This window comes from Streptomyces sp. CA-111067, assembly GCF_050956065.1.
Lineage (GTDB): Bacteria > Actinomycetota > Actinomycetes > Streptomycetales > Streptomycetaceae > Actinacidiphila.
In genome coordinates, this window is the sequence record NZ_CP192103.1 from 1181707 (window position 1) to 1206854 (window position 25148).

At 71.2% G+C, this 25148-nt stretch carries 25 protein-coding genes; 5 read left to right on the forward strand and 20 right to left on the reverse strand.

Translation table 11 applies throughout. The annotated features are described in order from the left end of the window. The first annotated feature begins 87 nt into the window (after window positions 1–87). Window positions 88–615 (forward strand): hypothetical protein, encoded by a 528-nt coding sequence (locus ACQPW6_RS05095; protein WP_433888320.1) that lies wholly within the window; start codon window positions 88–90, stop codon window positions 613–615. A gap of 141 nt (window positions 616–756) precedes the next feature. Here ACQPW6_RS05095 and ACQPW6_RS05100 read toward each other — a convergent pair whose 3' ends face one another. The 12 genes from ACQPW6_RS05100 to ACQPW6_RS05155 all read right to left on the reverse strand — a co-directional run bounded on the left by ACQPW6_RS05100 (window position 757) and on the right by ACQPW6_RS05155 (window position 12962). Then, window positions 757–3579, reverse strand: a complete 2823-nt coding sequence (locus ACQPW6_RS05100) for a DEAD/DEAH box helicase (RefSeq protein WP_433888321.1) — start codon at window positions 3577–3579, stop codon at window positions 757–759. A 100-nt stretch (window positions 3580–3679) separates the two neighbouring features. Continuing rightward, window positions 3680–4567 (reverse strand): diacylglycerol kinase, encoded by an 888-nt coding sequence (locus ACQPW6_RS05105; RefSeq protein ID WP_433888322.1) that lies wholly within the window; start codon window positions 4565–4567, stop codon window positions 3680–3682. Window positions 4568–4600: 33 nt separating this feature from the next. Beyond that, a complete protein-coding gene (gene tatC, locus ACQPW6_RS05110) occupies window positions 4601–5539 on the reverse strand; it encodes a twin-arginine translocase subunit TatC (protein WP_433888323.1) in 939 nt (312 codons plus the stop codon). A 94-nt stretch (window positions 5540–5633) separates the two neighbouring features. After that, complete coding sequence (gene tatA, locus ACQPW6_RS05115) at window positions 5634–5918, reverse strand: Sec-independent protein translocase subunit TatA (RefSeq protein ID WP_433888324.1); 285 nt, start codon at window positions 5916–5918, stop codon at window positions 5634–5636. Window positions 5919–6135: 217 nt separating this feature from the next. Continuing rightward, the gene (locus ACQPW6_RS05120; protein WP_433888325.1) at window positions 6136–6339 is read right to left on the reverse strand and encodes a hypothetical protein; all 204 of its coding nucleotides are present in this window, start codon (window positions 6337–6339) and stop codon (window positions 6136–6138) included. Window positions 6340–6417: 78 nt separating this feature from the next. Then, a complete protein-coding gene (locus ACQPW6_RS05125; protein ID WP_433888326.1) occupies window positions 6418–6657 on the reverse strand; it encodes a hypothetical protein in 240 nt (79 codons plus the stop codon). Between the two features lie 55 nt (window positions 6658–6712). Next, window positions 6713–7639, reverse strand: a complete 927-nt coding sequence (locus tag ACQPW6_RS05130; RefSeq protein ID WP_433894430.1) for a helix-turn-helix transcriptional regulator — start codon at window positions 7637–7639, stop codon at window positions 6713–6715. Window positions 7640–7720: 81 nt separating this feature from the next. Beyond that, complete coding sequence (locus ACQPW6_RS05135; protein WP_433888327.1) at window positions 7721–8662, reverse strand: helix-turn-helix transcriptional regulator; 942 nt, start codon at window positions 8660–8662, stop codon at window positions 7721–7723. A gap of 104 nt (window positions 8663–8766) precedes the next feature. Further along, window positions 8767–9138, reverse strand: coding sequence for an FKBP-type peptidyl-prolyl cis-trans isomerase (locus ACQPW6_RS05140; protein ID WP_433888328.1), 372 nt, complete (start codon window positions 9136–9138; stop codon window positions 8767–8769). Between the two features lie 40 nt (window positions 9139–9178). Further along, on the reverse strand, window positions 9179–10204 hold the full coding sequence (locus ACQPW6_RS05145; protein WP_433888329.1) for an FKBP-type peptidyl-prolyl cis-trans isomerase: 1026 nt from the start codon (window positions 10202–10204) through the stop codon (window positions 9179–9181). A 136-nt stretch (window positions 10205–10340) separates the two neighbouring features. Beyond that, window positions 10341–11702, reverse strand: a complete 1362-nt coding sequence (gene pafA, locus ACQPW6_RS05150) for a Pup--protein ligase (protein WP_433888330.1) — start codon at window positions 11700–11702, stop codon at window positions 10341–10343. Between the two features lie 9 nt (window positions 11703–11711). Further along, window positions 11712–12962, reverse strand: coding sequence for an MFS transporter (locus ACQPW6_RS05155; RefSeq protein ID WP_433888331.1), 1251 nt, complete (start codon window positions 12960–12962; stop codon window positions 11712–11714). A 125-nt stretch (window positions 12963–13087) separates the two neighbouring features. Between ACQPW6_RS05155 and ACQPW6_RS05160 the strand changes: the two genes are divergently transcribed. Then, complete coding sequence (locus ACQPW6_RS05160; RefSeq protein ID WP_433888332.1) at window positions 13088–14104, forward strand: LacI family DNA-binding transcriptional regulator; 1017 nt, start codon at window positions 13088–13090, stop codon at window positions 14102–14104. Window positions 14105–14298: 194 nt separating this feature from the next. On the opposite strand, the gene prcA is transcribed toward ACQPW6_RS05160, so the two are convergent. From prcA to arc, 5 genes are all read right to left on the reverse strand, one after another. Then, window positions 14299–15054: a proteasome subunit alpha gene (gene prcA, locus ACQPW6_RS05165; RefSeq protein WP_433888333.1), complete on the reverse strand. Its 756-nt coding sequence runs from the start codon at window positions 15052–15054 to the stop codon at window positions 14299–14301. A 113-nt stretch (window positions 15055–15167) separates the two neighbouring features. Continuing rightward, window positions 15168–16013, reverse strand: coding sequence for a proteasome subunit beta (prcB, locus tag ACQPW6_RS05170; RefSeq protein WP_433888334.1), 846 nt, complete (start codon window positions 16011–16013; stop codon window positions 15168–15170). Window positions 16014–16118: 105 nt separating this feature from the next. Continuing rightward, the gene (locus tag ACQPW6_RS05175) at window positions 16119–16337 is read right to left on the reverse strand and encodes a ubiquitin-like protein Pup (RefSeq protein WP_433888335.1); all 219 of its coding nucleotides are present in this window, start codon (window positions 16335–16337) and stop codon (window positions 16119–16121) included. 160 nt (window positions 16338–16497) lie between these two features. Beyond that, a complete protein-coding gene (dop, locus tag ACQPW6_RS05180) occupies window positions 16498–18009 on the reverse strand; it encodes a depupylase/deamidase Dop (protein WP_433888336.1) in 1512 nt (503 codons plus the stop codon). A gap of 93 nt (window positions 18010–18102) precedes the next feature. Beyond that, window positions 18103–19869, reverse strand: coding sequence for a proteasome ATPase (gene arc, locus ACQPW6_RS05185; protein WP_433888337.1), 1767 nt, complete (start codon window positions 19867–19869; stop codon window positions 18103–18105). A gap of 241 nt (window positions 19870–20110) precedes the next feature. Here arc and ACQPW6_RS05190 point away from each other — a divergent pair, with 241 nt between their 5' ends. Further along, on the forward strand, window positions 20111–20401 hold the full coding sequence (locus ACQPW6_RS05190; protein WP_433888338.1) for a ferredoxin: 291 nt from the start codon (window positions 20111–20113) through the stop codon (window positions 20399–20401). Between the two features lie 43 nt (window positions 20402–20444). Here the strand turns inward: ACQPW6_RS05190 and ACQPW6_RS05195 are convergent, their stop codons facing one another. The 3 genes from ACQPW6_RS05195 to ACQPW6_RS05205 all read right to left on the reverse strand — a co-directional run bounded on the left by ACQPW6_RS05195 (window position 20445) and on the right by ACQPW6_RS05205 (window position 23406). Continuing rightward, window positions 20445–21026, reverse strand: a complete 582-nt coding sequence (locus ACQPW6_RS05195; RefSeq protein WP_433888339.1) for a hypothetical protein — start codon at window positions 21024–21026, stop codon at window positions 20445–20447. Window positions 21027–21217: 191 nt separating this feature from the next. Next, entirely contained in the window at window positions 21218–22129 is a 912-nt protein-coding gene (locus ACQPW6_RS05200; protein ID WP_433888340.1) for a tRNA (adenine-N1)-methyltransferase, read from the reverse strand. Window positions 22130–22176: 47 nt separating this feature from the next. Then, window positions 22177–23406: a site-2 protease family protein gene (locus ACQPW6_RS05205; protein WP_433888341.1), complete on the reverse strand. Its 1230-nt coding sequence runs from the start codon at window positions 23404–23406 to the stop codon at window positions 22177–22179. A gap of 170 nt (window positions 23407–23576) precedes the next feature. Between ACQPW6_RS05205 and ACQPW6_RS05210 the strand changes: the two genes are divergently transcribed. Together ACQPW6_RS05210 and ACQPW6_RS05215 are read left to right on the forward strand one after the other, a co-directional pair. Next, window positions 23577–24449, forward strand: coding sequence for a RecB family exonuclease (locus ACQPW6_RS05210; protein WP_433888342.1), 873 nt, complete (start codon window positions 23577–23579; stop codon window positions 24447–24449). A 19-nt stretch (window positions 24450–24468) separates the two neighbouring features. Further along, a complete protein-coding gene (locus tag ACQPW6_RS05215; RefSeq protein WP_433888343.1) occupies window positions 24469–25140 on the forward strand; it encodes a response regulator in 672 nt (223 codons plus the stop codon). Window positions 25141–25148 lie beyond the last annotated feature (8 nt).

Sequence of the window (25148 nt, forward strand, 5' to 3'; positions counted from 1 at the left end):
GCCGGCGCACCCGAACCGGGGGGTGCCGGTCGGGGGTCCGTACACTGTCCCGCACCACAGATCCCACGGGGAGAGGACAACGGCGACATGCGCCACCGCACCACACTGACCGCCGGAGCCCTCGTCGCGGCCATGGCCGCTGCCGTACTGTCCGGCTGCTCCTCGGACACGTCGGACAAGGGCGACGACGGGCCCACCAGCACGCCGCCGGCCAGTTCCGCGGCGCCCACCAGCAAGGCGCCGGCCAAGGCGAACGGGCACCTGGACTACAGTGGCGCGGCCACCGGCAGCGCCGACTTCACCGGCAGCGTCGGCTGCGAGATCAAGGACGGCAAGCTGATCGGGCTGACCACGCCGGCCACGCACACCAAGACGCCGCTGTTCCCCTCGTTCATCGCGACGGGCGCCGCGAGCCCGACCCAGGTGGCGCTGTTCAACACCCCGGACAAGAAGGCGTACGCGGGACGGGTGTCCAAGTCCGAGGGTGTCACCGGGCAGCAGAACGGCAAGACCTGGACGGTGACCGTGAAGAATCTGCAGATCGCGGAGAACTACGGCGGCACCGGCCCGGTGGTCACCCTGAACGGGTCCTTCACCTGCACCGAGCTGAGCTGACGGCCGACGTCGGCGGGCCTTGAAGCCTGGGCCGGGCCTTGAAGCCTGGGGGCCGGGCCCTGAAGCCTTGGGCCGGCCCCTGAAGCGGGGGCGGGCCCTGAAAAGCCCGCCCACGCCTCCATCCCTGAATGCCCACCCGGCTCAGCCCACCGACGAGTACGCCACCACCCCGCGCAGCAGCCCGTCCACCGCCTTGCGGGAGTTGCGCCGGACCGGGCTGTTCTCCGGCGCCGCGTTGCCGATCTGCCCGAGCACGTCGATCAGCTGCTTGCACCAGCGCACGAAGTCGCCGGCCGGCATGTCGGCGTCGGACAGCACCACGTCCAGGCCGTGGCCGGACGCCCAGCGGTAGGCGGGCAGTGCGAAGCCGAGGTCGGGTTCGCGCTGGCCGACTCCCTCGGTCTGGTTGATGCCGTGGTCCTCCTCCAGGGAGTCGAGCCGGCCCCAGATCCTGACCATCTCGCCGAGGGCGGCCTTCGCGTTGCCGGTGGGCAGCTTGGGGGCCACCGCGTCGTCGGACTGCCGGGACTCGAAGACCAGCGCCGAGGCACAGGCGGCCAGTTCGGCCGGGCCGAGGCCGTCCCACACTCCGTCGCGCAGGCATTCGCTGGCCAGCAGGTCCAACTCGCCGTACAGCCGGGCCAGCCTGCGGCCCTCCGGGGTGACCTTGTCGCCCTGCAGGTAGTCGAGTTCGGTGAGCACCGCGCAGACCCGGTCGAAGGTGCGGGCGATGGTGTTGGTGCGCCCCTCGATCCGGCGCTCCAGCTGCTTGGTGTCGCGGCGCAGCCGGTGGTAACGCTCGGCCCAGCGGGCGTGGTCCTCGCGGTCCTCGCAGCCGTGGCAGGGGTGCGAGCGGATCGCGGCCCGCAGCCGGGCGATCTCGGTGTCGTCGGCCGCCGCGGCGCGCTGCCTGCGGTGGTGCCGGGGCTCCGCCCAGCCGGCGGTGCCGGCCTTGGTGCGCATGGCGGAGGCCAGGTCGCGGCGGGACTGCGGGCTGCGCGGGTTGAACGACTTGGGGATCCGCATCCGGTCGAGCGCCTCGACCGGCACCGGGAAGTCGAGCTGCGCCAGCCGCTTGACCTGCCGTTCGGCGGTGAGCACCAGCGGGCGCGGCCCGTCGTGGTAGTCCTCGCCGCGGAAGTTGCCGCCGGACCGGCCGGCCGGCACACCGACTTCGAGGACCAGGGCGAGACCGGCGTACTTGCCGGCCGGCACGTGGATGATGTCGCCGGGCTTGAGCTTCTCCAGCGCGTCGGAGGCGGCGGCCCTGCGCTGCATCGCGCCCTGCCGGGAGAGTTCGGCCTCGCGGTCCTTCAACTCCCGGCGCAGCCGCATGTACTCGCCGAAGTCGCCGAGGTGGCAGTTCATCGACTCCTGGTAGCCGTCGAGCCCTTCCTCGTTGCGCTGCACCTGCTTGGAGATGCCGACCACCGAGCGGTCGGCCTGGAACTGCGCGAAGGACGTCTCCAGCAGCTCGCGGGAGCGGTGCCGGCCGAACTGGCCGACCAGGTTGACCGCCATGTTGTACGACGGCTTGAAGGACGACCGCAGCGGATAGGTACGCGTGCCGGCCAGGCCGGCCACCAGGCCGGGGTCGAAGCCGCGCTGCCACAGCACCACGGCGTGGCCCTCGATGTCGATGCCGCGCCGGCCGGCCCGGCCGGTGAGCTGGGTGTACTCGCCGGGGGTGATGTCGGCGTGGGTCTCCCCGTTCCACTTGACCAGCTTCTCCAGCACCACCGAGCGGGCCGGCATGTTGATGCCGAGCGCCAGGGTCTCGGTGGCGAAGACCGCCTTGACCAGGCCCTGCACGAACAGCTCCTCGACCACCTCCTTGAAGGTGGGAAGCATGCCGGCGTGGTGGGCGGCAATGCCGCGCTCCAGGCCCTCCAGCCACTCGAAGTAGCCCAGGACGTGCAGATCCTCGTCGGGGATGGCGCGGGTGCGCTCCTCGACCAGGGCGCGGACCCGGGCCCGGCCCTCCTCGTTGTTCAGCCGCAGCCCGGCGTACAGGCACTGCTGGACGGCGGCCTCGCAGCCCGCCCGGCTGAAGATGAAGGTGATGGCGGGCAGCAGGCCCTCGCTGTCGAGCCGGTCGATGACCTCGGCGCGGCTGGGGGTCCAGGTCCTGCTGCGGGCCCGGCGCTCCCGCTCCCGGTCGGCCTCCCGGCCGCGCTTGGCGCGGGGGTGGTAGCTGCGCTGGTTCTCCGTCCGGGCCAGCCGCTCCAGGTCGGCGTTGACCTCGCGGCGGCCCTTGTTGTCGGTGGCGCCGGCCTTCTCCTCGAACAGGTCGTACATCCGGCGGCCGGCCAGCACGTGCTGCCACAGCGGCACCGGGCGGTGTTCGGAGACGATCACCTGCGTGTCGCCGCGTACGGTGTCCAGCCAGTCGCCGAACTCCTCGGCGTTGGAGACGGTCGCGGACAGCGAGACCAGGGTGACGGACTGCGGGAGGTGGATGATCACCTCTTCCCAGACCGCGCCGCGGAACCGGTCGGAGAGGTAGTGCACCTCGTCCATCACCACGTAGCCGAGGCCGTCGAGCGCCGGGGAGCCGGCGTAGAGCATGTTGCGCAGTACCTCGGTGGTCATCACGATCACCGGTGCGTCGCCGTTCACACTGTTGTCGCCGGTGAGCAGGCCGACCTTGTCGGCGCCGTAGCGCTTGGCGAGGTCGCCGTACTTCTGGTTGGACAGTGCCTTGATCGGGGTGGTGTAGAAGCACTTGCGGCCCTCACCGAGGGCCAGGTGGACGGCGAACTCGCCGACGATCGTCTTGCCGGAGCCGGTCGGGGCAGCGACCAGGACGCCGCTGCCGGCCTCCAGCGCCTTGCACGCCTCGATCTGGAACGGATCGAGGCCGAAGTCGTACATCTGACGGAACTGCCCGAGGGCTGTGGCGTTCTCCGCCGCGCGGCGACGGCTCGCGGCGAATCGCTCGGCGGGGGACATCTCTTCGGTCATCTCGCTCACGAGCCTACCCGGCGGCACTGACACAGCGCGTGATCTTTATGGCGGCCGGCCACTTCCGCGGGGCAATCATGCCCGCGGGCAGTGACCCGGGTCACACCAGCAGCCGGACCGCCCCCGGCACCGTCTCGGCGACCAGCGGCAGCGGCCCGACCGGCTCGCCGTCGGCCCAGCCGGTGAGCCCCTCGGCGGCCAGCTCGACCCGGGCGGCGCGGTGCACGGTGACCACCGGGTGGCCGGGGTGGGTGCCGCTGTAGACCCGGGGGAAGACCCGCAGCAGGGTGGTGCGGCTGCACGGGCCGACCACGCACACGTCGAACAGGCCGTCGTCCAGCTCAGCGTCGGCGCAGATCCGCATCCCGCCGCCGTACGAGGGGCCGTTGCCGACGGCGATCAGCGTCGCCTCGATCTCCCGCTCGGGCGCGTCGTCGAAGCGCACCCGGTACGGGATCGGGCGCAGCGCCGCGAGTTCGGCGAGCATCGCCAGGTCGTAGCGGAACCGGCCGGCCGGCCACCTCATCCGGTTGCCGCGGTCGTTGACCCGCGAGTCGAAGCCGGAGGCCAGCACGGTGCCGAACCAGCGGTCGCCGACCCGCCCCAGGTCCACCGCCCGGCTGCGGCCCTCCCGCAGCGCCCGCGCGATGACGGCGCCGGCCGCCTCCGGCCGGCGGACCGGCAGGCCGGTGGCGCGGGCGAAGTCGTTGCCGGTGCCGGCCGCCACCACGCCGAGCGGGGTGCCGGTGCCGGCCACCGCCTGGAGGGCGAGCGACACCATCCCGTCGCCGCCGACCGGGACCAGCGCGGCGGTGCCCCCGGCGACCGCCTTCCTGGCCCTGGCCAGCGCGTCCGCCGGGTCGTCGCCGACCACGGTGCGCACCGCGAAGCCGGCCTCACGCAGCGCGGCGGCGGCCGGCGCGGCGGCGCGGGCGCCCCGGCCGCGTCCCGCGGTGGGATTGACGAAGAGGGTGATCTCGCTGGTCACGCGCGGACCCTATCCGATCAGCGGCTCACCCGATCAGGTGGCGTCGTCGAACCCGTCGCCGCCCGAGGACCCGCCGGAGCGGCCCGAGGCGTTCTCGAACGGTTCGGCGTTGATCTGCTCCGGTACGTGGCTGAGGCTGGACGCCTCGTCGGGGTCGAGGCCGAAGTCCGGGTCGGCGGCGCGCCGCCTGCGGCGGCGGCTGTCGTTGAAGAAGCAGACGCCCATCGCCAGGAAGTACAGGAAGACGATCGGTGCGGCCAGCAGGCACATGGTCAGCGGGTCGCCGGTGGGCGTGGCGACCGCGGCGAAGACGGTGATGCCGATCACCATGCCGCGCCACCAGCCGAGCATCCGCCGGCCGCTGACCACGCCGGTGAAGTTGAGCAGCACCAGCACCAGGGGCAGCTCGAAGGCGAGGCCGAAGACCACGATCATCCGGACCACGAGGTCCAGGAAGTCGTCGAGCGCCAGCAGGTTGGTGGTGTCGTTCGGCACGAAGCCGATCATGATCCGCGCGGTCTGCGGCAGGATCTCGTACGCCAGCAGGCCGCCGGCCAGGAAGAGCGGTACGCCGGCGCCGACGAAGCCGAGGGTGTAGCGCTTCTCGTTGCGGTGCAGGCCGGGCGCGAGGAAGCCCCAGAGCTGATAGAGCCAGACCGGGGAGGAGCCGACGATGCCGGCCATCAGCGAGACCTTGAGCGCGATGGAGAAGCCGCCCAGCAGGCCGCTGACGGTCATCTGCGCGCAGGCCTTCTTGCTGTCGTGGTTCGAACCGTCGACGCAGAGGACGTTGTGCGGGATCCGGTGCTGGAGCACCTGGATGATGTCCTTGTAGAACAGTGCCGCCACGATGGTGACGACAATGATGGCAAGGACCGACTTCATCAGCCGGTTGCGCAGCTCACGCAGGTGGTCTCCGAGCGGCATCCGCCCCTCGGGGTCCTTCTCCTGCTTGCGGGCAGTCTTGAGCACCCACGTCCTCGTCTCGTGCGGCGGCCGTCAGGGGCGCGTGTCGGCTTCGTCGTGCGGCGTCATACGGCGGTGGACCAGCTTCCGGCGGGCCGGGTCAGGCCTGCGGGGTGCCGGTGCGCTCGGGCTCGGCGACCGGGCGGGCGCTGGCGGTGTCGCCGGGAGCGGACTGGATCGTCTTCGGAGCGGCCTGCTCGCTCGCGGCGGTGCCGGTGGAGTCCGAGGGGCCGCTGTCGCTCTTCATCGCCTTGGCCTCGCTCTTGAGGATCCGGGCGGACTTGCCGAGCGACCTGGCCAGATCGGGCAGCTTCTTGGCACCGAAGAGCACCACGATGACGAGAAGGATCAGGCCGATCTCTAGGGGCTTGAGATTGCCGAGCATAAATGTCTACCTTCTCACCGGGCGGCGTGTGGACCTTGGCGATCTTCTGCGCTGAGCCTTCGGTCGGACCAGTTCCGGCCTCGGCGCAGGCAGTGATCGTAGCGTGCACCGGTGAACGCCGGGGAATCGTCCGGAATCCACCAGATTGCGGCCCCCGCCGCGCTCCGTTACGGGCCGCCCGGTCAGCGTACCCTCCGCGGGCGACTAAGCGGAGAGCTCATCGGCGGGAGATCTGCCCGGCCCGCTCGGCCACCGGATGGGCGGCCCGCTGCAGCCGGTCGCTGGCGGCGGCCAGCGCCTCGGTGCTCGCGCCGACCTGCCGGGCCAGCTGCTGGACGGCCGCGAAGACCCGTACCGCCAGCACACCGAGCACCAGCAGCCCCGCGGTTGACAGGCCGACATAGAGATAGAGCCACCACATGGGCCGCGAGCTTACCGGTCGGCCCGGCCCTACCGGTCAGCCCTGGTCGTATCGGCCGACCCGGTGCCATCGGTCAGGTCAGGGCGCCAGCCGCATGGTGCGGACGCCGCCCAGGGTCAGCAGCTCCACGATCCGCTCACCGGCCGGCTTGCGCACCGACTCCTCGCAGTGCGGGCAGGTGAACGAGTAGAAGGTGGTACGGGCGCTGCCGCCGATCGCCAGCCGCAGCTCGCCGGCGGGAAGTTCGAAGCTGGTCCGGCAGTGCGGGCAGCCGGCCCGGAACAGCACCGGGGTCGGCGGGCAGGACGTGGTGGTCATCGCGGATGCCTCATTCCCGAACTCCCGTGCTTCCCGTGCTTCCGGTCCGGTCGCTTCACTCGCCGTAGCCGGCCAGGGCCTGGACGGCGGCGTCCCTCGCGCCCTCCGCCAGGTCGGCCGGCGACACGATCCTGCCGTCCCGGCCCAGCCGCAGCGCGAGTCGGCGCAGCGACCCCGGGTCGGGGGTGCGCAGCGTGATCCGCAGGCCGCCGTCGGGCAGTTCGGCGGCGCTGTCGTGCGGATAGTACTCGGCGACCCAGCGGCCGCCCGGGCCGACCTCGACCACCACTTCCGGGTCGTCGCCGGCCGGCTGCACCAGCCCCTGGGACAGGTCGCGCGGCTCGATCCGCGGCGGGTCGGACGGCTCGTCGAGCAGCCGGATCTCCGCCACCCGGTCCAGCCGGAAGGTGCGGCGGTCCTCCGACAGCCGGCACCAGCCCTCGACGTAGGTGTGGCCGAGGGCGAACAGCCGGATCGGGTCGACCTCACGCTCGGTCAGCTCGTCCCTGGCCGGCGAGTAGTAGCGCATCCACAGCCGGCGGCGTTCAGTGATCGCCCGGTCCACGGTGGCGAAGACGCTGCCCTCGGACTCGAAGGTCACCGACATCTGGGCGCTCGACCCGGCGGCCTCGCCGGCCGCGTTCTCCAGCTTGGCGCTCGCCCGCAGCAGGGCCTGCCGGTCGCTGTCCCGCAGCCCCGGCAGGTTGGCCACCGCGCGCGCGGCCACCAGCAGCGCGGTGGCCTCGTCGGCGGCCAGCCGCAGCGGCTGCGCCACATCGTCGGCGGTCCCCGGGTTGTGCCACCAGATCCGCTCGCCGTCGGTGTCGATGTCCAGCAGGTCGCCGCCGCGGAAGCTGGTGCCGCACAGCGGCAGGACGTTCAGGTCGCCGATCAGCTCGGCCTCGGTGACGCCGAAGGCCCTGGCCACCTCGCTGACCCGGGCGCCGGGCCGCTCGCGCAGATACGTCACCAGGGACAGCATCCTGCGGGTCTGGTCGATCGCGTTGCTCACGCCGCCGCCTTCCGGTGGTAACCGCCCGCGCCTGCGGATCGCATCGTCACGTCAGCCCTTCGCCACCGCGCGCAGCCGGTCGAGGACCTCGGTGCGCAGCTCGTCCGGGCCCACCACGACCACATCGGGTCCGAACTCCGCCAGCCAGGCGTCGAGGCCGTGGCCGTACGGGATCTCCAGCTCGTCCCAGTCGGCGTCGACCGGGGTGGTGGTCACCGCTCGGGAGCGCAGCGGGTAGCCGCTGTCCCGGCGCAGCCTGATCGTGGCGGTGGTGGTCGTGGCGCCCTCGCCGGCCCAGCGGGCCACGGTCTCCCGGACGTCCACATGGTCGGGCACGGCGGCGGTGAAGGCGCCGCGCGACCTGACCCGGCCGGAGATCCGGGACAGCCGGAAGACCCGGGCGGCGCCGCGGTCGCGGTCGTACCCGGCCACGTACCAGTGGCCGCGCCAGCACTCCAGCGCCCAGGGCTCCACCTGCCGCTGCTCGGGCCTGGCGGCGTTGGCCTTGCGGTAGTCGAAGGCGACGGCGCGGCGCTCGCGGGCGGCAACCATCAGCGCCTCGAAGGCCGGTTCCGGGGTGGGGATGCGCGGTTCGAGCGCGCTGTGGGTGTCCTCGTAGGGCACGCCGGCCGCGCGCAGCTTCTGCAGGGCGCCGCTGGCGGCCTCGGCGAGCCTGGCCTGCTGCCAGACCTTGGCGGCCAGCGCCAGGGCGGCGGCCTCCTCCGGGTCCAGCGCGATGTCCGGCAGCCGGTTGCGGTCACCGCGGGCGAGATAGCCGAAGTCGCCGTCCAGGCTCTCGACGGTGTCGATGACCAGGCCGAGTTCGCGCAGGTCGTCCTTGTCCCGCTCGAACATCCGGTTGAAGGAGTCGTCCGAGGTCACCTCGTGGTACGCCTCGATGGACGCGCGCAGTTCGCGCTTGCTCACCGGCCGCCGGGTGTTCATCAGGCACAGCGCCAGATTCATCAGCCGCTCCGCCTTGGCGATCGCCATCCCGCACCCTTCGTCTCGCTCCCGCCGCTGACCGTACCGCTACCGGCAGCCACGGCAAAAGCCGAGGGTCCCGCCGGCCGGCGGGACCCTCGGGGATGACTCGATCAGACGGACACCAGATCGCAGACGAAGATCAGGGTCTCGCCGGGCTTGATCGCACCACCCGCGCCGCGGTCGCCGTAGGCGAGGTGCGCGGGGATGGTCAGCTGGCGCCGGCCGCCGACCTTCATGCCCTGGACGCCCTTGTCCCAGCCGGAGATGACCTGGCCGACACCCAGCTGGAAGCGCAGCGGTGTGCCGCGGTTCCAGCTCGCGTCGAACTCCTCGCCGGAGGAGAAGGCCACGCCGACATAGTGCACGGAGACCGTGTCACCGGACTTGGCGACCGGTCCGTCCCCCTCCCAGATGTCCTTGATCTCCAGGTCGGCCGGCGGTTCGCCGCCCGGGAAGTCGATCTCGGGCTTCTCGATGCTCACTTCGATGCTCCTTGTGCTGTTGCGGGCAACCCGGACAGTCTTACAGAGTCGCCAGGATGTCCACGGTGAAGACCAGGGTGGCGTTGGACGGGATGCCACTGCCCTGCGGCGGCTGGTCCTTGTACGCCAGGGCCGGAGGGGCCACCAGCATCACTCGGCTGCCCACCTTCTTGCCGGCCAGTCCCTGGGTCCAGGCCGGGATGACGTTCTTCAGCGGGAAGTCGGTCAGCGCGCTGCGCGAGTAGCTGGAGTCGAACTGCTTGCCGCCGTCCCACAGCAGGCCCTGGTACTGCACCAGCAGGGTGTCGCTGTCCTTGACGACCGCGCCGCTGCCTTCGAGTACGTAGTTCGAGACCAGCTTGGTGGGCGCCTTGGCGCCCTTGGGCAGCGTGACCGACGGGATCTTGCCGTCTGTGTTGGTGCCGACCTTCGGCAGCTTGGTGTCGGTCTGCGGCACCGGCGTGCCCTTGGCCGAGTCCTTGCCGGTGAAGCGCTCCAGCACGTCCACGACGAAGACCAGGGTGTCGGTGGGCTTGATGCCGGCCTGGGAGTAGCCGGCGGTGCCGTAGGCGAGGGACGGCGGGATCGCCATCAGCACCCGGCTGTTGACCTTCTGGCCGGTCAGCGCCTGGTCGAGTCCCGGGATGACCTTGGACTGGCCGAGCGGGATCGCGTAGGGGGCGTGGCCGAAGGAGGTGTCGTAGACCTTGCCGGTGTCCCAGATCTGGCCGAGATAGTTCACTCGAAGGTAGTCACCCGCGACGGCCCCTGCGCCGGTGCCGGGGATCTCCACCTTGACCGCGAGGTCCGTGGACGGCTTCCCGGTGCCCTTGGCGACGGTGGGCTTCTTGTTGAACGCGGTGCCCGCGGTGATGGCCGGCAGCGGCCCTGAGACGATCTTCGGCTTGGCCGGCGCGCTCGACGAGGGCGTGGCGCTGGGCGTGGCGCTGGCGGAGTTGGTGGGCGAGCCGGAAGCCGCGGAACCACTCTTCTTGTCGTCCTTGCCGCAGCCGGCGGCGGTGAGCATGAGCGCGGGCACGGCAAAAAGTACGGAGCGTCGGCGCACGGGGGTCCTCGGTTCGAGTCGGGTGGATCGGCGGCGGTCTGACGGGGGGCCTTGCGGTGGCCTTCCTTGCCGCCCCACACCCTACGGCGTGCGACAGGCCCCGTACGAGTTGCGTACGGGGCCTGTGAGCCGGCTGTCACATGCCGGCGATGAGCTTCTCCACCCGGTCGTCCACCGAGCGGAACGGGTCCTTGCACAGCACGGTGCGCTGCGCCTGGTCGTTGAGCTTCAGGTGCACCCAGTCGACGGTGAAGTCCCTGCGCTGCTCCTGCGCGCGGCGGATGAAGTCGCCGCGCAGCCGGGCCCTGGTGGTCTGCGGGGGCACCGACTTGGCCTCGAAGATCTTCAGGTCGTTGCAGATCCGCTTGGCCTGGCCCTTGCGTTCCAGCAGGTAGTACAGCCCGCGACGGCGGTGGATGTCGTGGTAGGCGAGGTCTATCTGGGCGACCCGGGGGTGGGACATGGTGATGTTGTCCCGGTTCCGGTAGCGCTCGATGAGCTGGTACTTCATCACCCAGTCGATCTCGGTGCCGATCCGGGCCAGGTCGCCGTCGCCGATCGCCTCCAGGGTGCGGCCCCACAGTTCGAGCACCTGCTCGATGACGCCGCTGCGGATGCCGCGGCGCTCGCAGAACTCCACTGCCTTGGAGTAGTACTCCTGCTGGATGTCCAGCGCGGACGCCTCCCGGCCGGAGGCGAGCCTGACCTTGCGGCGGCCGGTGATGTCGTGGCTGACCTCGCGGATCGCCCGGATCGGGTTCTCCAGGGTGAGGTCGCGCATCACGGTGCCGGCCTCGATCATCCGCAGCACCAGGTCGGTGGCGCCGACCTTCAGCAGCATCGTGGTCTCTGACATGTTGGAGTCGCCGACGATGACATGCAGCCTGCGGTAGCGCTCGGCGTCGGCGTGCGGCTCGTCGCGGGTGTTGATGATCGGCCGGGAGCGGGTGGTGGCCGAGCTGACCCCCTCCCAGATGTGCTCGGCGCGCTGGCTGACGCAGAAGACCGCGCCGCGCGGGGTCTGCAGCACCTTGCCCGCGCCGCACAGCATCTGCCGGGTGACGAGGAACGGAATCAGGATGTCCGCGAGCCGGGAGAATTCCCCGTGCCGCGCCACCAGGTAATTCTCGTGGCAGCCGTAGGAGTTGCCGGCCGAGTCGGTGTTGTTCTTGAACAGGTAGACATCTCCCGCGATGCCTTCTTCGTGCAGCCGCCGTTCGGCGTCCACCAGAAGGCCCTCGAGGATGCGTTCACCGGCCTTGTCGTGCGTGACGAGTTCAGTGACGTTGTCGCACTCCGGAGTGGCGTACTCCGGGTGCGAGCCGACGTCGAGGTAGAGGCGGGCACCGTTGCGGAGGAAAACATTGCTGCTGCGGCCCCATGACACGACACGGCGGAAGAGGTACCGCGCCACCTCGTCAGGGGACAGACGCCGCTGTCCCCTGAACGTGCATGTGACGCCGTACTCGTTCTCCAGCCCGAAAATGCGGCGGTCCATGTCTGAACATTACGCCTGATGCGTTGAGCTGAAACGAGGTTCGACGGCACGGTTTGGATCTTTTTCCGACCGGCTCCGGAGGTTTGGGAGCGTCAGGATTCGGCCGGTGACCAGCAGTACGAGCATCGCGGCCGCGCCGCCGGCCGCGCTGACGCCGAATCCGGCCCGTGTCCCGCCGTGCTGCGCCACCACGCCGGCCAGCGCGGTGCCGAGCGCCGCGCCGACCCCGATCGCGGTCACCAGCCAGGAGAAGGCCTCGGTCACCGTGCCCGCCGGGGCGTGCCGGTCCACCACCAGGAAGGCGCAGGCCAGGGTGGGCGCGAGGAAGAAGCCGGACAGGGCGGCGAGCAGCAGCATCCAGCCGAGGGCGGGCGCCAGCAGCAGCGGCGGGTAGCAGGCGGCCAGGCCCAGCGAGAGCAGCCGCAGCCGGCGCTCGGGGACGCCGGCCCAGCCGCGGGAGCCGTAGCCGAGGCCGCCGGCCAGCGCGCCGGCGCCGTTGGCGGCCAGGACGCAGGCGGTGGCGGAGTCGCCGCCGTGCGCGTCGCCGTAGGCGACCGCGGCCAGCGAGAAGGCGCCGAGCGCGATGCCGACGAACAGGCAGGCGCCGAGCAGTACGGCCAGGCCGCGGGAGCGCAGCGCGCCCAGCCAGTGCGCCTCGCGGGCCGCCGCCCGCCAGCTCCGGGAGGGCGCCGAGCTGACCACGACCAGGGTGCCGGCGACGCCGAGCAGCCCGGTGAGCACCACCGCGGCGGCCTCGGAGGCGGCCGACACGGCCAGCGTGACCAGCAGCGGCCCGACGGTGAACAGCACCTCCTGGGCGGCGGCGTCCAGCGCGTACGCCTTCTGCACCTGGTCCTCGTGCCGCAGCACGGCCGGCCACAGCGCCCGCAGGCCGCCCTCCAGCGGCGGGGTGGCGAGACCGGCCAGCACGACGGCGAGGACGGTGACCGGCAGCGGGCTCGGGCCGACGGCGGCGAGCAGCGCGAAGCCGGCCGCCGACAGCAGGGCGGCGGCCGTCATCACCCGGGGCTGGCCGCGGCGGTCGACCGCCCGGCCCAGCAGCGGCTGGCCGATCGCGACGGCCAGCCCGTAGACGGCGGACAGGGTGCCGGCCAGGCCGTAGCCGGACCCTTGCGAGCGCAGGAAGAGCACGATGGCGAGCGCCGCCATGGCGTTGGGCAGCCGGCCGAGCAGGGTGCCGCCGAGCAGCCGTGCGGCGTGCGGAGTCCGCAGCAGATCCCGGTACCCGCTCGCCGCCATCGCCCGCCCCTTTGGTGTTACGTATAACGCTCAGGGTCATACGTACCATGGCGGCAGCTCCTGGTCCACCCGCGCGGAGCCGTCGATCCGACCGAAAGGCCCGATTCCATGAGCGTGACCGGTCCATGAGCGTGACCGGGCGGCCCACCTCACGGGACGTGGCGCGGGTCGCGGGGGTGTCGCAGGCGACGGTGTCGCTGGTGCTCGGCGGGAAGTGGCGCGGCCGGGTCTCCGAGCGGACCGCGGCGGCCGTGCGGACGGCCGCGGACGAGCTCGGCTACCGGCCGAACCTGGCCGCGCGCAGCCTGCGGCTCGGGCAGACCAGGACGGCACTGCTGGTGGTGCCGGCACTCACCCACGAGTACTTCGCCCGGATCTACACCGGGGCGGCCCGGGTGGCCGCGGAGCACGGGTTCGGGGTGGTGCTCTACCCGTCGCCGGCGGGCATCGGCCCGGCGCCCGACCCGTTCGGCTCGGCGCGGGCCGCGATCGACGGGGTGATCGCCTCGTCGATGGCCGCGGACGCGCTCTCCGGGATCGGCGACGGGGGGCTGCCGCTGGTGATGCTGGACAGCGAACCGGCGCCGGCCGGCGGCGCCCCGACGGTGAACCTCGCGGTCGCGGACGGGATCAGGCAGGTGACCCGGCATCTGCTGGGCCTGGGGCACCGGCGGTTCGCGCACATCGCGGCGGACGTGGACACCTGGACGTTCCGGGTGCGGACGGAGACGGTGGCGGCGGAGCTGGCGGGGGTGGACGGGGTGCGGCTCCGCACGGAACGCTGCGCGCTGGACGTGGAGGCGGCGCGGGCCGCCGCGCGGCGGGCCCTCGGCGGGCCCGGGCCGCGGCCGACGGTGCTTCTGTGTGACGGGGATGTGCTCGCCGCGGGCGCGTGCAAGGCCGCGCGGGGGCTGGGGTTGCGGGTGCCGCAGGACCTGTCGGTGTCGGGCTTCGACGATCTGGCGCTGGCCACGGCGCTTGATCCGGAGCTGACGAGTGTGGCGCTGCCGGCGGAGGAGGTGGGCGCGGCGGGCATGTCCGCGCTTCTCGCCCTGCTGGCGGGCTCGCCGGTCGTCCCGGCTGAGCTCCCCGTCGAGCTTGTCGTCCGGTCTTCAACGGCGCCCCCGCCGCCCTCGCCGTAGGGGTTGCGGCGCCTCCCCCGGCCGCGCCGCCGTCGTGGCTTGTCGCGCAGTTCCCCGCGCCCCTATGGGGCGCGTCTCCCGGTCGGGTGTGCCCCGTAAGGGGCGCGGGGAACTGCGCGAACGGCCCCCACCGGGGCGCGGACGGGAACGAGGCCGCAACCCCTGCGGCGGGAACGCCTACGGCGGAGAAAGCGTCAGCTCTCCTCTTCCTCCTCGTCGGAGGGGTCGTCGGTCTTGGCCGTTGCCGCGCTCTCCGTGTCCAGGAGGCGGGAGAGCTGGCGGCCGAGGATGCGCTTGAACTTGCGTTGCTGGGGGCGCGTGCGGTCCAGGACGGCCACCTCCAGCTGTTCGGCCGTCAGCTGGCGGTCGCTGCCGTTGTTGTCGCGGCCCAGGGACTCCACCGCCAGCGCGAGCGCCTCCGCCAGGGTCATGCCGTCCCGGTGGCGCTGGTCGAGGTAGCTGCCGATCTGGTCGGAGTTGCCGCCGACGGCCACCGCGCCGTGCTCGTCGACGATCGAACCGTCGTGCGGCAGCCGGTAGATCTGGTCGTCCTCGGCGGCCGAGCCGACCTCCGCGACGATCAGCTCCACCTCGTAGGGCTTCTCGCCGACGCTGGAGAAGATCGTGCCCAGCGTCTGGGCGTAGACGTTGGCCAGCCCACGGGCCGTCACATCGTCCCGGTCGTAGGTGTATCCGCGCAGATCGGCGTAGCGCACCCCGCCGATCCGCAGGTTCTCGAACTCGTTGTACTTGCCGACCGCGGCGAACGCGATCCGGTCGTAGATCTCACTGACCTTGTGCAGCGCGCGGGACGGGTTCTCGGCGACGAACACGATGCCGTCGGTGTACTGGAGCACGACGACGCTGCGGCCGCGCGCGATGCCCTTGCGGGCGTACTCGGCGCGGTCCGCCATGGCCTGCTGCGGTGAGACGTAAAAGGGCGTGGACACCGGCTAACCGTGCCTTTCTGCTGTCAGCGCTGGGGGCACCCGCGGGCCCTGAGGCCGCGGCGGGAGGGTGGGCGGGGAGTACGTCACCTGACCGGCTCTCGCCTGACCCGCCGTCACAGCACCTGTGCCTGCGGTCCGTCGGGACGCTCGAGCCGGCCGTCGAGCACCGACCGGGCGATCTCGGAGACCTCGCTCTCGGCCAGCCGCCGGTAGCCCTCCTCGGTGATCACCGTGATGATCGGGAAGATCTGCCGGGTCAGGTCGGGGCCGCCGGTGGCCGAGTCGTCGTCGGCCGCGTCGTAGAGCGCCTGGATGACCGCGGTGGTCATCTGCTGCTCGGTGAGGTCCTTGCGGTAGAGCTTCTTGAGCGCGCCGCGGGCGAACACCGAGCCGGAGCCGGTGGAGGCGAAGCCCAGCTCCTCGCTGCGGCCGCCGGTGACGTCGTAGGAGAAGATCCGGCCGCGCTCCCGCTCGGTGTCGTACCCGGCGAAGAGCGGCACCACGGCGAGGCCCTGCAGGGCCATCCCCAGGTTGCTGCGGATCATGGTGGACAGCCGGTTGGCCTTGCCCTCGAGGGACAGCGTGGCCCCTTCGATCTTCTCGTAGTGCTCCAGCTCCAGCTGGAAGAGCTTCACCATCTCCACGGCGAGGCCGGCGGTGCCGGCGATGCCGACCGCGGAGAACTCGTCGGCCGGGAAGACCTTCTCGATGTCGCGCTGTGCGATCACGTTCCCCATCGTGGCCCGCCGGTCGCCGGCCAGGATGACCCCGCCGTCGAAGGTGGCGGCCACGATCGTCGTGCCGTGGGGAAGCTCCACCGCGCCCTTGAGCGGCGGCAGCGTGCGGTTCCCCGGCAGCAGGTCGGGCGAGTGGTCGCCCAGGAAGTCGATGAAGGATGACGAGCCGGGCGTCAGGAAGGCGGCCGGCAGACGCCCGGTGCTACGAGTGTTGGCTTCCACGCGATTCCTTCCACACGATCTTGAGAAGTCGTACGGGACCATACCCCGGGCCCTGAAGTCCATCCGCCCCGCGGTCGATGAGACGCGGGGCGGACGGGACGAGGGCTACTGGCCGCCCTTCTGGACGAAGGACCGCACGAAGTCCTCGGCATTCTCCTCGAGTACGTCGTCGATCTCGTCGAGGACGGAGTCCACGTCGTCCGAGAGCTTCTCGTGGCGTTCCTTGAGTTCGTCGGCGGCCTGGGTGTCCTGCTGGACTTCCTCGACCTCCTCCGTGGAACGCGTCGCCTTCTGCTGTCCGCCGTCGGTGTCCTTGGTAGCCATGTCCCTCACCCCGCTTGATTCAGTGCGCTGGGAAACCTGCCATGCACGATCTGCCTTCAAGATCAGACCCTACAAGCAGGGCCCGACATCGGCGCTCGATTACCTCAACGTACGAACACCACTGGGTTGTTTCCCGGTTCTGGACCGTTTCAGGCCGGAATCAGCCACCGGAGAGGATCCGGACCAGATCCTCGGCCGTGCGGCAGCGGTCCAGCAGCTCTTTCACGTGGTTGCGGGTGCCCCGCAGCGGCTCCAGGGTGGGGACCCGCTGCAGCGAGTCACGGCCGGGCAGATCGAAGATCACCGAGTCCCAGGAGGCGGCGGCGACGTCGTCCGCGTACTGTTCGAGGCAGCGGCCCCTGAAGTACGCCCTGGTGTCCTCCGGCGGGTTGGTGGCGGCCCTGACGACGTCGGGCTCGTCCAGCAGGCGCTGCATGCGTCCGCGGGCCACCAGGCGGTTGTAGAGGCCCTTGTCGGGCCGCACGTCGGCGTACTGGAGATCCACCAGGTGCAGCCTGGCCGCGTCCCAGCCGAGGTTGTCGCGGCGCCGGTAGCCCTCCAGGAGCTCCCGCTTGGCGACCCAGTCCAGCTCCCCCGACAGGCTCATCGGGTCGTTCTCCAGCCGGTTCAGCACGTCTTCCCAGCGTCCGAGCACGTCGAGGGTCTGCTCGTCGGCGTCGGAGCCGTAGCGCTCCTCCACGTACTTGCGGGCCAGCTCGTAGTACTCCATCTGGAGCTGTACCGCGGTCAGCTTGCGGCCGTTACGCAGCGTGACGAGCTGTCGCAGTGTGGGGTCGTGCGAGACCTCGTGCAGGGTGCGGACCGGCTGGTCCACCACGAGGTCCACCTTGATGAAGGACTCCTCGATCATCGACAGCACCAGGGAGGCGGTGCCGAGCTTGAGGTAGGTGGAGATCTCCGAGAGGTTGGCGTCGCCGATGATGACGTGCAGCCTGCGGTACTTCTCGGCGTCGGAGTGCGGCTCGTCGCGGGTGTTGATGATCGGCCGCTTCAGGGTGGTCTCCAGGCCGACCTCGACCTCGAAGTAGTCCGCCCGCTGGCTGATCTGGAAGCCCTGCTCGTGGCCGTCCTGGCCGATGCCGACCCGGCCCGCGCCGGTCACCACCTGCCGGGAGACGAAGAACGGGGTCAGGTGCCTGACGATGTCGGAGAACGGGGTCTCCCGGCGCATCAGGTAGTTCTCGTGGGTGCCGTAGGAGGCGCCCTTGTTGTCGGTGTTGTTCTTGTACAGCAGGATCGGCTGGGCGCCGGGCAGCTGGGCCGCCCGCAGCGCCGCCTCCGCCATGATCCGCTCGCCGGCCTTGTCCCACAGCACCGCGTCCCGCGGGTTGGTGATCTCCGGCGAGGAGTACTCGGGGTGGGCGTGGTCGACGTAGAGCCGGGCGCCGTTGGTGAGGATCACATTGGCCAGGCCGATGTCCTCGTCGGTGAGCTGGGTGGAGTCCGCCGTGTCGCGGGCGAGGTCGAAGCCGCGGGCGTCCCGCAGCGGGTTCTCCTCCTCGAAGTCCCAGCGGGCCCGCCTGGCCCGGTGCATCGCCGCCGCGTAGGCGTTGACGATCTGGGACGAGGTGAGCATGGCATTGGCGTTCGGGTGGCCGGGAACGGAGATTCCGTACTCCGTCTCGATGCCCATTACTCGCCGTACGGTCATGCGGCCCTCCTTGCCCGGCTCCGGCCCGTCCGGGCCGGAAAACACACCGGCTGCGGGTACCCGCTGTCGGGACCCGCAGCCGGAGGGTAGTGCTTACAGATACTGTCCGGTGTTCGCCACGGTGTCGATGGAGCGGCCGGTGTCCGCTCCCTGCTTTCCGGTCACCAGGGTGCGGATGAAAACGATCCGCTCGCCCTTCTTACCGGAGATCCGTGCCCAGTCGTCGGGGTTGGTGGTGTTGGGCAGGTCCTCGTTCTCCTTGAACTCGTCCACGCAGGCGGCGAGCAGGTGGGAGACGCGCAGACCGCGCTGGCTGTGGTCGAGGAAGTCCTTGATCGCCATCTTCTTGGCCCGGTCCACGATGTTCTGGATCATGGCGCCGGAGTTGAAGTCCTTGAAGTACAGGACCTCCTTGTCACCGTTGGCGTAGGTGACCTCCAGGAAGCGGTTCTCCTCGGTCTCGGAGTACATCCGTTCGACCACGGACTGGATCATGGCGTCCACGGTGCCGGCGGTGGATCCGCCGTGCTCGGACAGGTCCTCGCTGTGCAGCGGCAGGGTGTCCACCAGGTACTTGGAGAAGATGTCCTTGGCCGCCTCGGCGTCCGGACGCTCGATCTTGATCTTCACATCGAGCCGGCCCGGCCGCAGGATCGCCGGGTCGATCATGTCCTCGCGGTTGGAGGCGCCGATCACGATGACGTTCTCCAGGCCCTCCACACCGTCGATCTCGGCGAGCAGCTGCGGGACGATGGTGTTCTCCACGTCCGAGCTGACACCGGATCCGCGGGTGCGGAAGAGGGACTCCATCTCGTCGAAGAAGACGATGACGGGGGTGCCCTCGCTGGCCTTCTCCCTGGCCCGCTGGAAGACCAGCCGGATCTGCCGCTCGGTCTCGCCGACGTACTTGTTGAGCAGCTCGGGGCCCTTGATGTTCAGGAAGTAGCTCTTGCCCTGCGGCTTCCCGGTGACCTCGGCGACCTTCTTCGCCAGCGAGTTGGCGACCGCCTTCGCGATGAGGGTCTTTCCGCAGCCGGGAGGGCCGTAGAGCAGCACGCCCTTGGGCGGGCGAAGTTCGTACTCCTTGAACAGGTCGGCGTGCAGGTAGGGCAGCTCCACCGCGTCGCGGATCTGCTCGATCTGGTTGCCGAGACCGCCGATCTGGCGGTAGTCGATGTCGGGCACCTCTTCGAGGACGAGCTCCTCGACCTCGCTCTTGGGCACCCGTTCGTAGACGTAGCCGGAGCGCGGTTCGAGCAGCAGCGCGTCGCCGGCCCGCAGGGCGCCGTCGAGCAGCGGTTCGGCGAGCCGGACCACCCGCTCCTCGTCGGTGTGCCCGATGACCAGGGCGCGTTCGCCGTCGTCCAGGATCTCCTTGAGGGTGACGATGTCGCCGACGCGCTCGAACTCCATGGCTTCCACCACGTTGAGCGCCTCATTGAGCATCAGCTCCTGGCCGCGCCGGAGCTCGTCGAGCTCGACGGCCGGGCTGACGTTCACCCGGAGCTTGCGCCCGCCGGTGAAGATGTCCGCCGTGCCGTCGTCGTTCGCCTGCAGGAACACGCCGAATCCGGCGGGCGGCTGCGCGAGCCGGTCGACCTCCTCCTTGAGGGCCACGATCTGGTCGCGGGCCTCCCGGAGGGTGTTCGCCAGCCGTTCGTTCTGCGCGGACACGCCTGCCAGGTTGGTCTGCAGCTCGACGATCCGCTCCTCGAGAATCCTCGTGTGCCGCGGAGAGTCGGCGAGCTTGCGTCGCAGGACGGCGATCTCCTGCTCAAGAAAGGCGACCTGGCTCATGGGGTCTTCCGAACCACGAGCGGGTCGGCCGCTGCGGTTGTAGTCGTCGTCGTGGGCCGCCACGGTCCTCACCTCCTCCAAGGGGAGCTGGACGTTTCCAGACCCTACCTGGGCCGGTGGGGCTGTAAACCCCTAGATCACAAACAAGATCGCGGTGTGTCCGATCTTCACCCTTGCGTACGTCCCTTCGCCACTGGGATACCCACCGATCACGTTACGAAAGCCGCCGGTTGTATCGTCGATTCGGTCAACAGCCTCCGAGGGCGGTTGCTTCCCGAACGACGAACGGCAGGCGAGGTTTTCCGTGGGCGACGAGACGGCCGAGAAGCTTGAGGTCTGGATCGACCAGGACCTGTGCACCGGCGACGGGATCTGCGTGCAGTACGCACCGGAGGTGTTCGAGTTGGACATCGACGGTCTGGCCTACGTCAAGGGCGAGGACGACGAGCTCCGTCAGTCCCCTGGTGCCACCGTACCCGTACCCCTGGCTCTGCTGCGGGATGTCGCCGATTCGGCCAAAGAGTGTCCTGGCGACTGCATCCACGTTCGGCGGGCGGCCGACCGGGTCGAGGTCTACGGGCCGGACGTGCCGTAGCGGCCTCGCCCGCCGCGCCGGGCACGGAGGGCGTTCGCGCCGGTCAGACGCTGCCGGGCGCCGCTCCGGGTATCGCCACGTAGCGGCCGTCGCGCCACTCCCAGGAGTAGTCGCGCTTCAGGTCGGGGCAGCAGCGCGGGGTGGTGGCGCTGGAGTAGCCGAGCACGGTGGCCTTCACCGTGCGGCCCTCCAGGCGGAAGCCGGTGACGTCGCGCTGGTCCTCCGGCTTGACCAGGGTGACCGCGATCTTCGGCCTGCCGCCGGGGGTGGCCGGCGCGGACAGGATGTACACCCCGCTGGGCGGGGTGCCGGTCGAGGCGTGGCAGCGGACCACCACGGCTGTCTCGGGCCTGCCGTCGCCGTCCAGGTCGCCGGACACCTTCGCCACCACGTCCACCGGACTGCCCGCCGTGCAGCCCAGCGGATAGCTGGCCGCCCTCGGGTCGGGCGCCGCCACCGGCGCCTGCGGGCTGCCGGAGGGCTTGCCCGCGGCGCCCGGGGTGGCGTCCGCGGGCTGTACCAGGGCGACGGCGGCCACCACGGCCCCCAGCGCCGCGCCGGTGGTGATCCAGTGCACGAAGCGGCTGCGGGTGTGCGGGAGGGCCGGGCCTGCGGGCGGCTGCACTCGCCTGTCTCCTGGGGGTAGAACGGCGGGGTGCCAGGCATCGTGCCATACGTCACACGGCGGTGGAACGGCGGGGCCGCCGCGACCGCGAAACGCCGCCGCCGGCGCCCGGAACGGACAAACCAGCGGCGGCGCGGTGAAGTTGGCCGAAAACCACCCGTACGGTCAGCTCGGCGACCGCCGGCCGGGCGTCACTCCTCGGCGGCGGCACCGCCGGAGGCGCTGCCGGGCCCGGTGTAGTCCTCGCCGTAGGCGCCCTTGGCGGGGCGGCGGCGGCGCAGCGGCGGCTCGACGCCGTCGGCCAGCCGGCGGGCGGTGAGCAGGAAGCCGGTGTGTCCGATCATCCGGTGGTCGGGGCGCACGGCCAGGCCCTCGACGTGCCAGGTGCGCACCATGGTCTCCCAGGCGGCCGGCTCGTTGAACGTGCCGTGCTCCCTGATCGCCTCCACCGTGCGGGCCAGCTGGGTGGTGGTGGCCACGTAGGCGCACAGGATGCCGCCGGGCACCAGGGCCTTGGTGACCGGGCCCAGGCACTCCCAGGGCGCCAGCATGTCCAGGATCACCCGGTCCACCTCGGTGTCCGACAGGTTGTCCTGGAGGTCGCCGACGGTGAGCTGCCAGGCCGGGTGCGGGCCGCCGAAGTAGCGCTCGACGTTCTGGGTGGCGATCTCGGCGAAGTCCGCGCGGCGCTCGTAGCTGTGCAGCATGCCGTGGTCGCCGATCGCCCGGAGCAGGAAGCTGCTGAGCGAGCCCGAGCCCACCCCGGCCTCCACGACGCGCGCGCCGGCGAAGATGTCGGCCATCGCCAGGATCTGCCCCGCGTCCTTGGGGTAGACCACGGCGGCACCGCGGGGCATGGACAGGACGTAGTCGGGGAGCAGGGGGCGCAGCGCGAGGTAGGCGACGTTTCCCGTGGTACGGACAACACTGCCCTCGGGAGCACCGATCAGCTCGTCGTGCGGGAAAGCACCCTTGTGGGTGTGGAACTGCTTCCCGGCTTCGAGCGTGAAGGTGTAGTGGCGTCCCTTGGGATCGGTGAGCTGCACTTGGTCCCCGACTCGGAAGGGCCCGCGACGGCGGGCGGCACCAGTCGGTTCGGACATAGGTCCACCTTATCGGCTGAACGCCACGATCCCGACCGCGTCAGAGTTCAGGAGGGCCGGGACATGGCGGCCAGGAAGGCGCGCTCGACATCCGCCGTGGAGAGGACTCCGTAGATCTCGCCGGTGGCCTCGGTGACCAGGTACTCGGTGGCCGGGGTGGCGCGCAGCACGTCGAGAAGCTCCTCGCCCGACAGGTCAGCGGAGACGCGCATGCCGGCGGTGAGGTCCTGGGCGAGGCCGCTGACCGCGACCCAGGGGCGGCGGTGCTCCGGGATCGAGACGATCGCGGTCTCCCGGACCAGCGCGGTGGGCTCGCCCCTGCCGTCGACCACCACCAGCGCGCGGGCGCCGGCCTCGGTGGCCCGGCGCAGCGCCTCCGACAGCGGGGTGTCGGAGCCGACCGGCACCGCCCGCCGGGTGAGGGTGCGGGCCTGGAGGGCGGGGAGCCGTTCGCGGAGCCGGGCCATCCGCAGGCTGTTGCCCGCGCCGGTCCAGATGATCGCCGCCAGGATCGCCGCGAGCAGCGCGTCGGTCAGCGAGTCCACGCCGCTGGAGTCGTTGCCGTCGCCGCCGATGCCGCCCGCGTAGGACAGCAGCGGCAGCCCGATCAGCACCGCGATGGCCAGCCCGCGGCCGACCCAGGCCGCGGCCACCGTGCCGGTCATCGGCTTGCCGCTGACCTTCCAGACCACGGCCCGCAGCATCCGGCCGCCGTCCAGCGGCAGCCCGGGCAGGAAGTTGAAGATCGCGACGATCAGGTTGCTGATCATCAGCCCGGCCAGCAGCACGCCGGGCACCGTGCCGGACTCCACCAGCTGCATGCCGCCGAAGAAGACCGCCGCGAGCACCAGCGAGAGCAGCGGGCCGACGAAGGCGAGGACGAACTCGCGGCCCGGGGTGTCCGACTCCTTCTCGATCTCCGACACGCCGCCGAAGAACTGGAGCTGGATCCGCCGGACCGGCAGGTCGAAGCGCAGCGCGGCGACGGTGTGCGCCAGTTCGTGCACCAGCACCGAGGCGTAGAAGGCGACGGCGAAGAACAGCGAGACGAGGTAGCGGACCTTGCCGAGCTCGGGCAGTACGGTGTCCAGCTGGCCGCCGAAGACCCAGGTGATCAGCGCGGCGACCAGGAACCAGCTCGGGGCCACGTAGATGGGCACGCCGAAGAACCGGCCCATCAGGATGCCGCCGCCGGGATTGCCGGAGGGCTTGTCGGTTTCGCCGTCCTGGCCAGGGGCGTCGCTCTTCCGGGACGGCGGCCGACCGCTATCGCTCACTGCTTCCCCTCGATCGGAACGGACCCTCGCCGTTCGCAGACGGGCCCTCATACCGATCATGCGCGACAACGGGCTCCTAGCCCATGCTATTGCCCCGCTGTCCTGGGCGGTCATCGGCACCGCCGGGCGGTCACCGGGAGTGTCAGTGCCAGGCCGTAGGGTCTGGTGCCATGGGGACCAGCACCGAGAGCATTCCGCCGCGTCCGCCCACGTCGCTTTCGCCGTCGCGGGCGGCCGACTTCATGCGCTGTCCGCTGCTGTACCGGCTGCGGGTGATCGACCGGCTGCCGGAGAAGCCCAGCGAGGCCGCCACCCGCGGCACCGTGGTGCACGCGGTGCTTGAGCGGCTGTTCGACGCGCCCGCGGCGCAGCGCACCGCCGAGCAGGCCCGGCAGATGGTCTCCGGCGAGTGGGAGCGGCTGCTCGCCGCCCGCCCGGAGCTGGCCGCGCTGTTCGAGGCCGCCGAGCCGGCGGCGCTCGCCGAGTGGCTGGAAAGCGCCCGGCGGCTGGTCGACCGCTGGTTCACCCTGGAGGACCCGACGCGTCTGGAGCCCGCCGAGCGCGAGCTGTATGTGGAAACCGTGCTGGAGTCGGGGCTGACGCTGCGCGGGTACGTGGACCGGCTGGATGTCGCGCCGGCCACCGGCGACCTGCGGGTGGTGGACTACAAGACCGGCAAGGCGCCGCGCCCGCAGTATGCCGACGAGCCGCTGTTCCAGATGAAGTTCTACGCGCTGGTGCTGTGGCGGCTGCGCGGGGTGGTGCCGCGCCGGCTCCAGCTGGTCTACCTGGGCAGCGGAGATGTGCTCACCTACGACCCGACGGAGGCCGACCTGCGGCTCACCGAGCGCAAGCTGCTGGCGCTGTGGGAGGCGATCAGGGAGGCCACCGCGAGCGGTGACTGGCGGCCGCGCCGCAGCCCGCTGTGCGGCTGGTGCGATCACCAGGCGCTGTGCCCGGAGTTCGGCGGCACCCCGCCGCCGTACCCGCTGGCGGAAATAGCGGGTGCGCTGCCCCTGGTGGGCGAGAATGGTCCGGTCTAGCGAAGGCAGAGGAGAATCCGTGGCTATTCGCGTCCTGCTGGTGGACGATCAGCCCCTGTTGCGTACCGGTTTCCGGATGATCCTGGAGGCCGAGGCCGACCTCGTGGTGGTCGGCGAGGCCGGCGACGGGCAGCAGGCGCTCGACCAGGTGCGGGCGCTGCAGCCCGATGTGGTGCTGATGGACATCCGGATGCCCAGGATGGACGGGGTGGAGGCGACCCGGCAGATCACCGGCCCCGACCGGTCGGGTCCTGCCAAGGTGCTGGTGCTGACCACCTTCGACCTCGACGAGTACGTGGTGGAGGCGCTGCGTGCCGGGGCCAGCGGCTTCCTGCTCAAGGACGCGCCGGCCGCGGAGCTGGTGCAGGCGATCCGGGTGGTGGCGGCCGGCGAGGCGATGCTCGCGCCGAGCATCACCCGGCGGCTGCTGGACAAGTACGCGGGCCGGCTGCCGTCCGGTGAGGATGTGGTGCCGCAGCCGCTGCACACCCTCACCGAGCGCGAGGTCGAGGTGCTCAAGCTGGTGGCCCGCGGGCTGTCCAACGCGGAGATCGCCGCGGAGCTGTTCGTCAGCGAGACCACGGTGAAGACCCATGTCGGCCATGTGCTGACCAAGCTGGGGCTGCGGGACCGGGTGCAGGCCGCGGTCTACGCGTACGAGAGCGGGCTGGTCAGGCCCGGCGCGGGCTGACCCGCCCA

Coding starts and splice junctions, on each gene's coding strand:
- tatA (WP_433888324.1), bottom strand. CDS start 5,918: ATGCTCGGCAATCTCAAGCCCCTAGAGATCGGCCTGATCCTTCTCGTC.
- ACQPW6_RS05200 (WP_433888340.1), bottom strand. CDS start 22,129: ATGTCCGAACCGACTGGTGCCGCCCGCCGTCGCGGGCCCTTCCGAGTC.
- ACQPW6_RS05120 (WP_433888325.1), bottom strand. CDS start 6,339: ATGTGGTGGCTCTATCTCTATGTCGGCCTGTCAACCGCGGGGCTGCTG.
- ACQPW6_RS05210 (WP_433888342.1), top strand. CDS start 23,577: ATGGGGACCAGCACCGAGAGCATTCCGCCGCGTCCGCCCACGTCGCTT.
- dop (WP_433888336.1), bottom strand. CDS start 18,009: ATGACCGTACGGCGAGTAATGGGCATCGAGACGGAGTACGGAATCTCC.
- ACQPW6_RS05095 (WP_433888320.1), top strand. CDS start 88: ATGCGCCACCGCACCACACTGACCGCCGGAGCCCTCGTCGCGGCCATG.
- ACQPW6_RS05100 (WP_433888321.1), bottom strand. CDS start 3,579: ATGACCGAAGAGATGTCCCCCGCCGAGCGATTCGCCGCGAGCCGTCGC.
- ACQPW6_RS05135 (WP_433888327.1), bottom strand. CDS start 8,662: ATGGCGATCGCCAAGGCGGAGCGGCTGATGAATCTGGCGCTGTGCCTG.
- pafA (WP_433888330.1), bottom strand. CDS start 11,702: ATGGACCGCCGCATTTTCGGGCTGGAGAACGAGTACGGCGTCACATGC.
- ACQPW6_RS05160 (WP_433888332.1), top strand. CDS start 13,088: ATGAGCGTGACCGGGCGGCCCACCTCACGGGACGTGGCGCGGGTCGCG.
- ACQPW6_RS05125 (WP_433888326.1), bottom strand. CDS start 6,657: ATGACCACCACGTCCTGCCCGCCGACCCCGGTGCTGTTCCGGGCCGGC.
- ACQPW6_RS05175 (WP_433888335.1), bottom strand. CDS start 16,337: ATGGCTACCAAGGACACCGACGGCGGACAGCAGAAGGCGACGCGTTCC.
- ACQPW6_RS05130 (WP_433894430.1), bottom strand. CDS start 7,639: ATGCTGTCCCTGGTGACGTATCTGCGCGAGCGGCCCGGCGCCCGGGTC.
- ACQPW6_RS05155 (WP_433888331.1), bottom strand. CDS start 12,962: ATGGCGGCGAGCGGGTACCGGGATCTGCTGCGGACTCCGCACGCCGCA.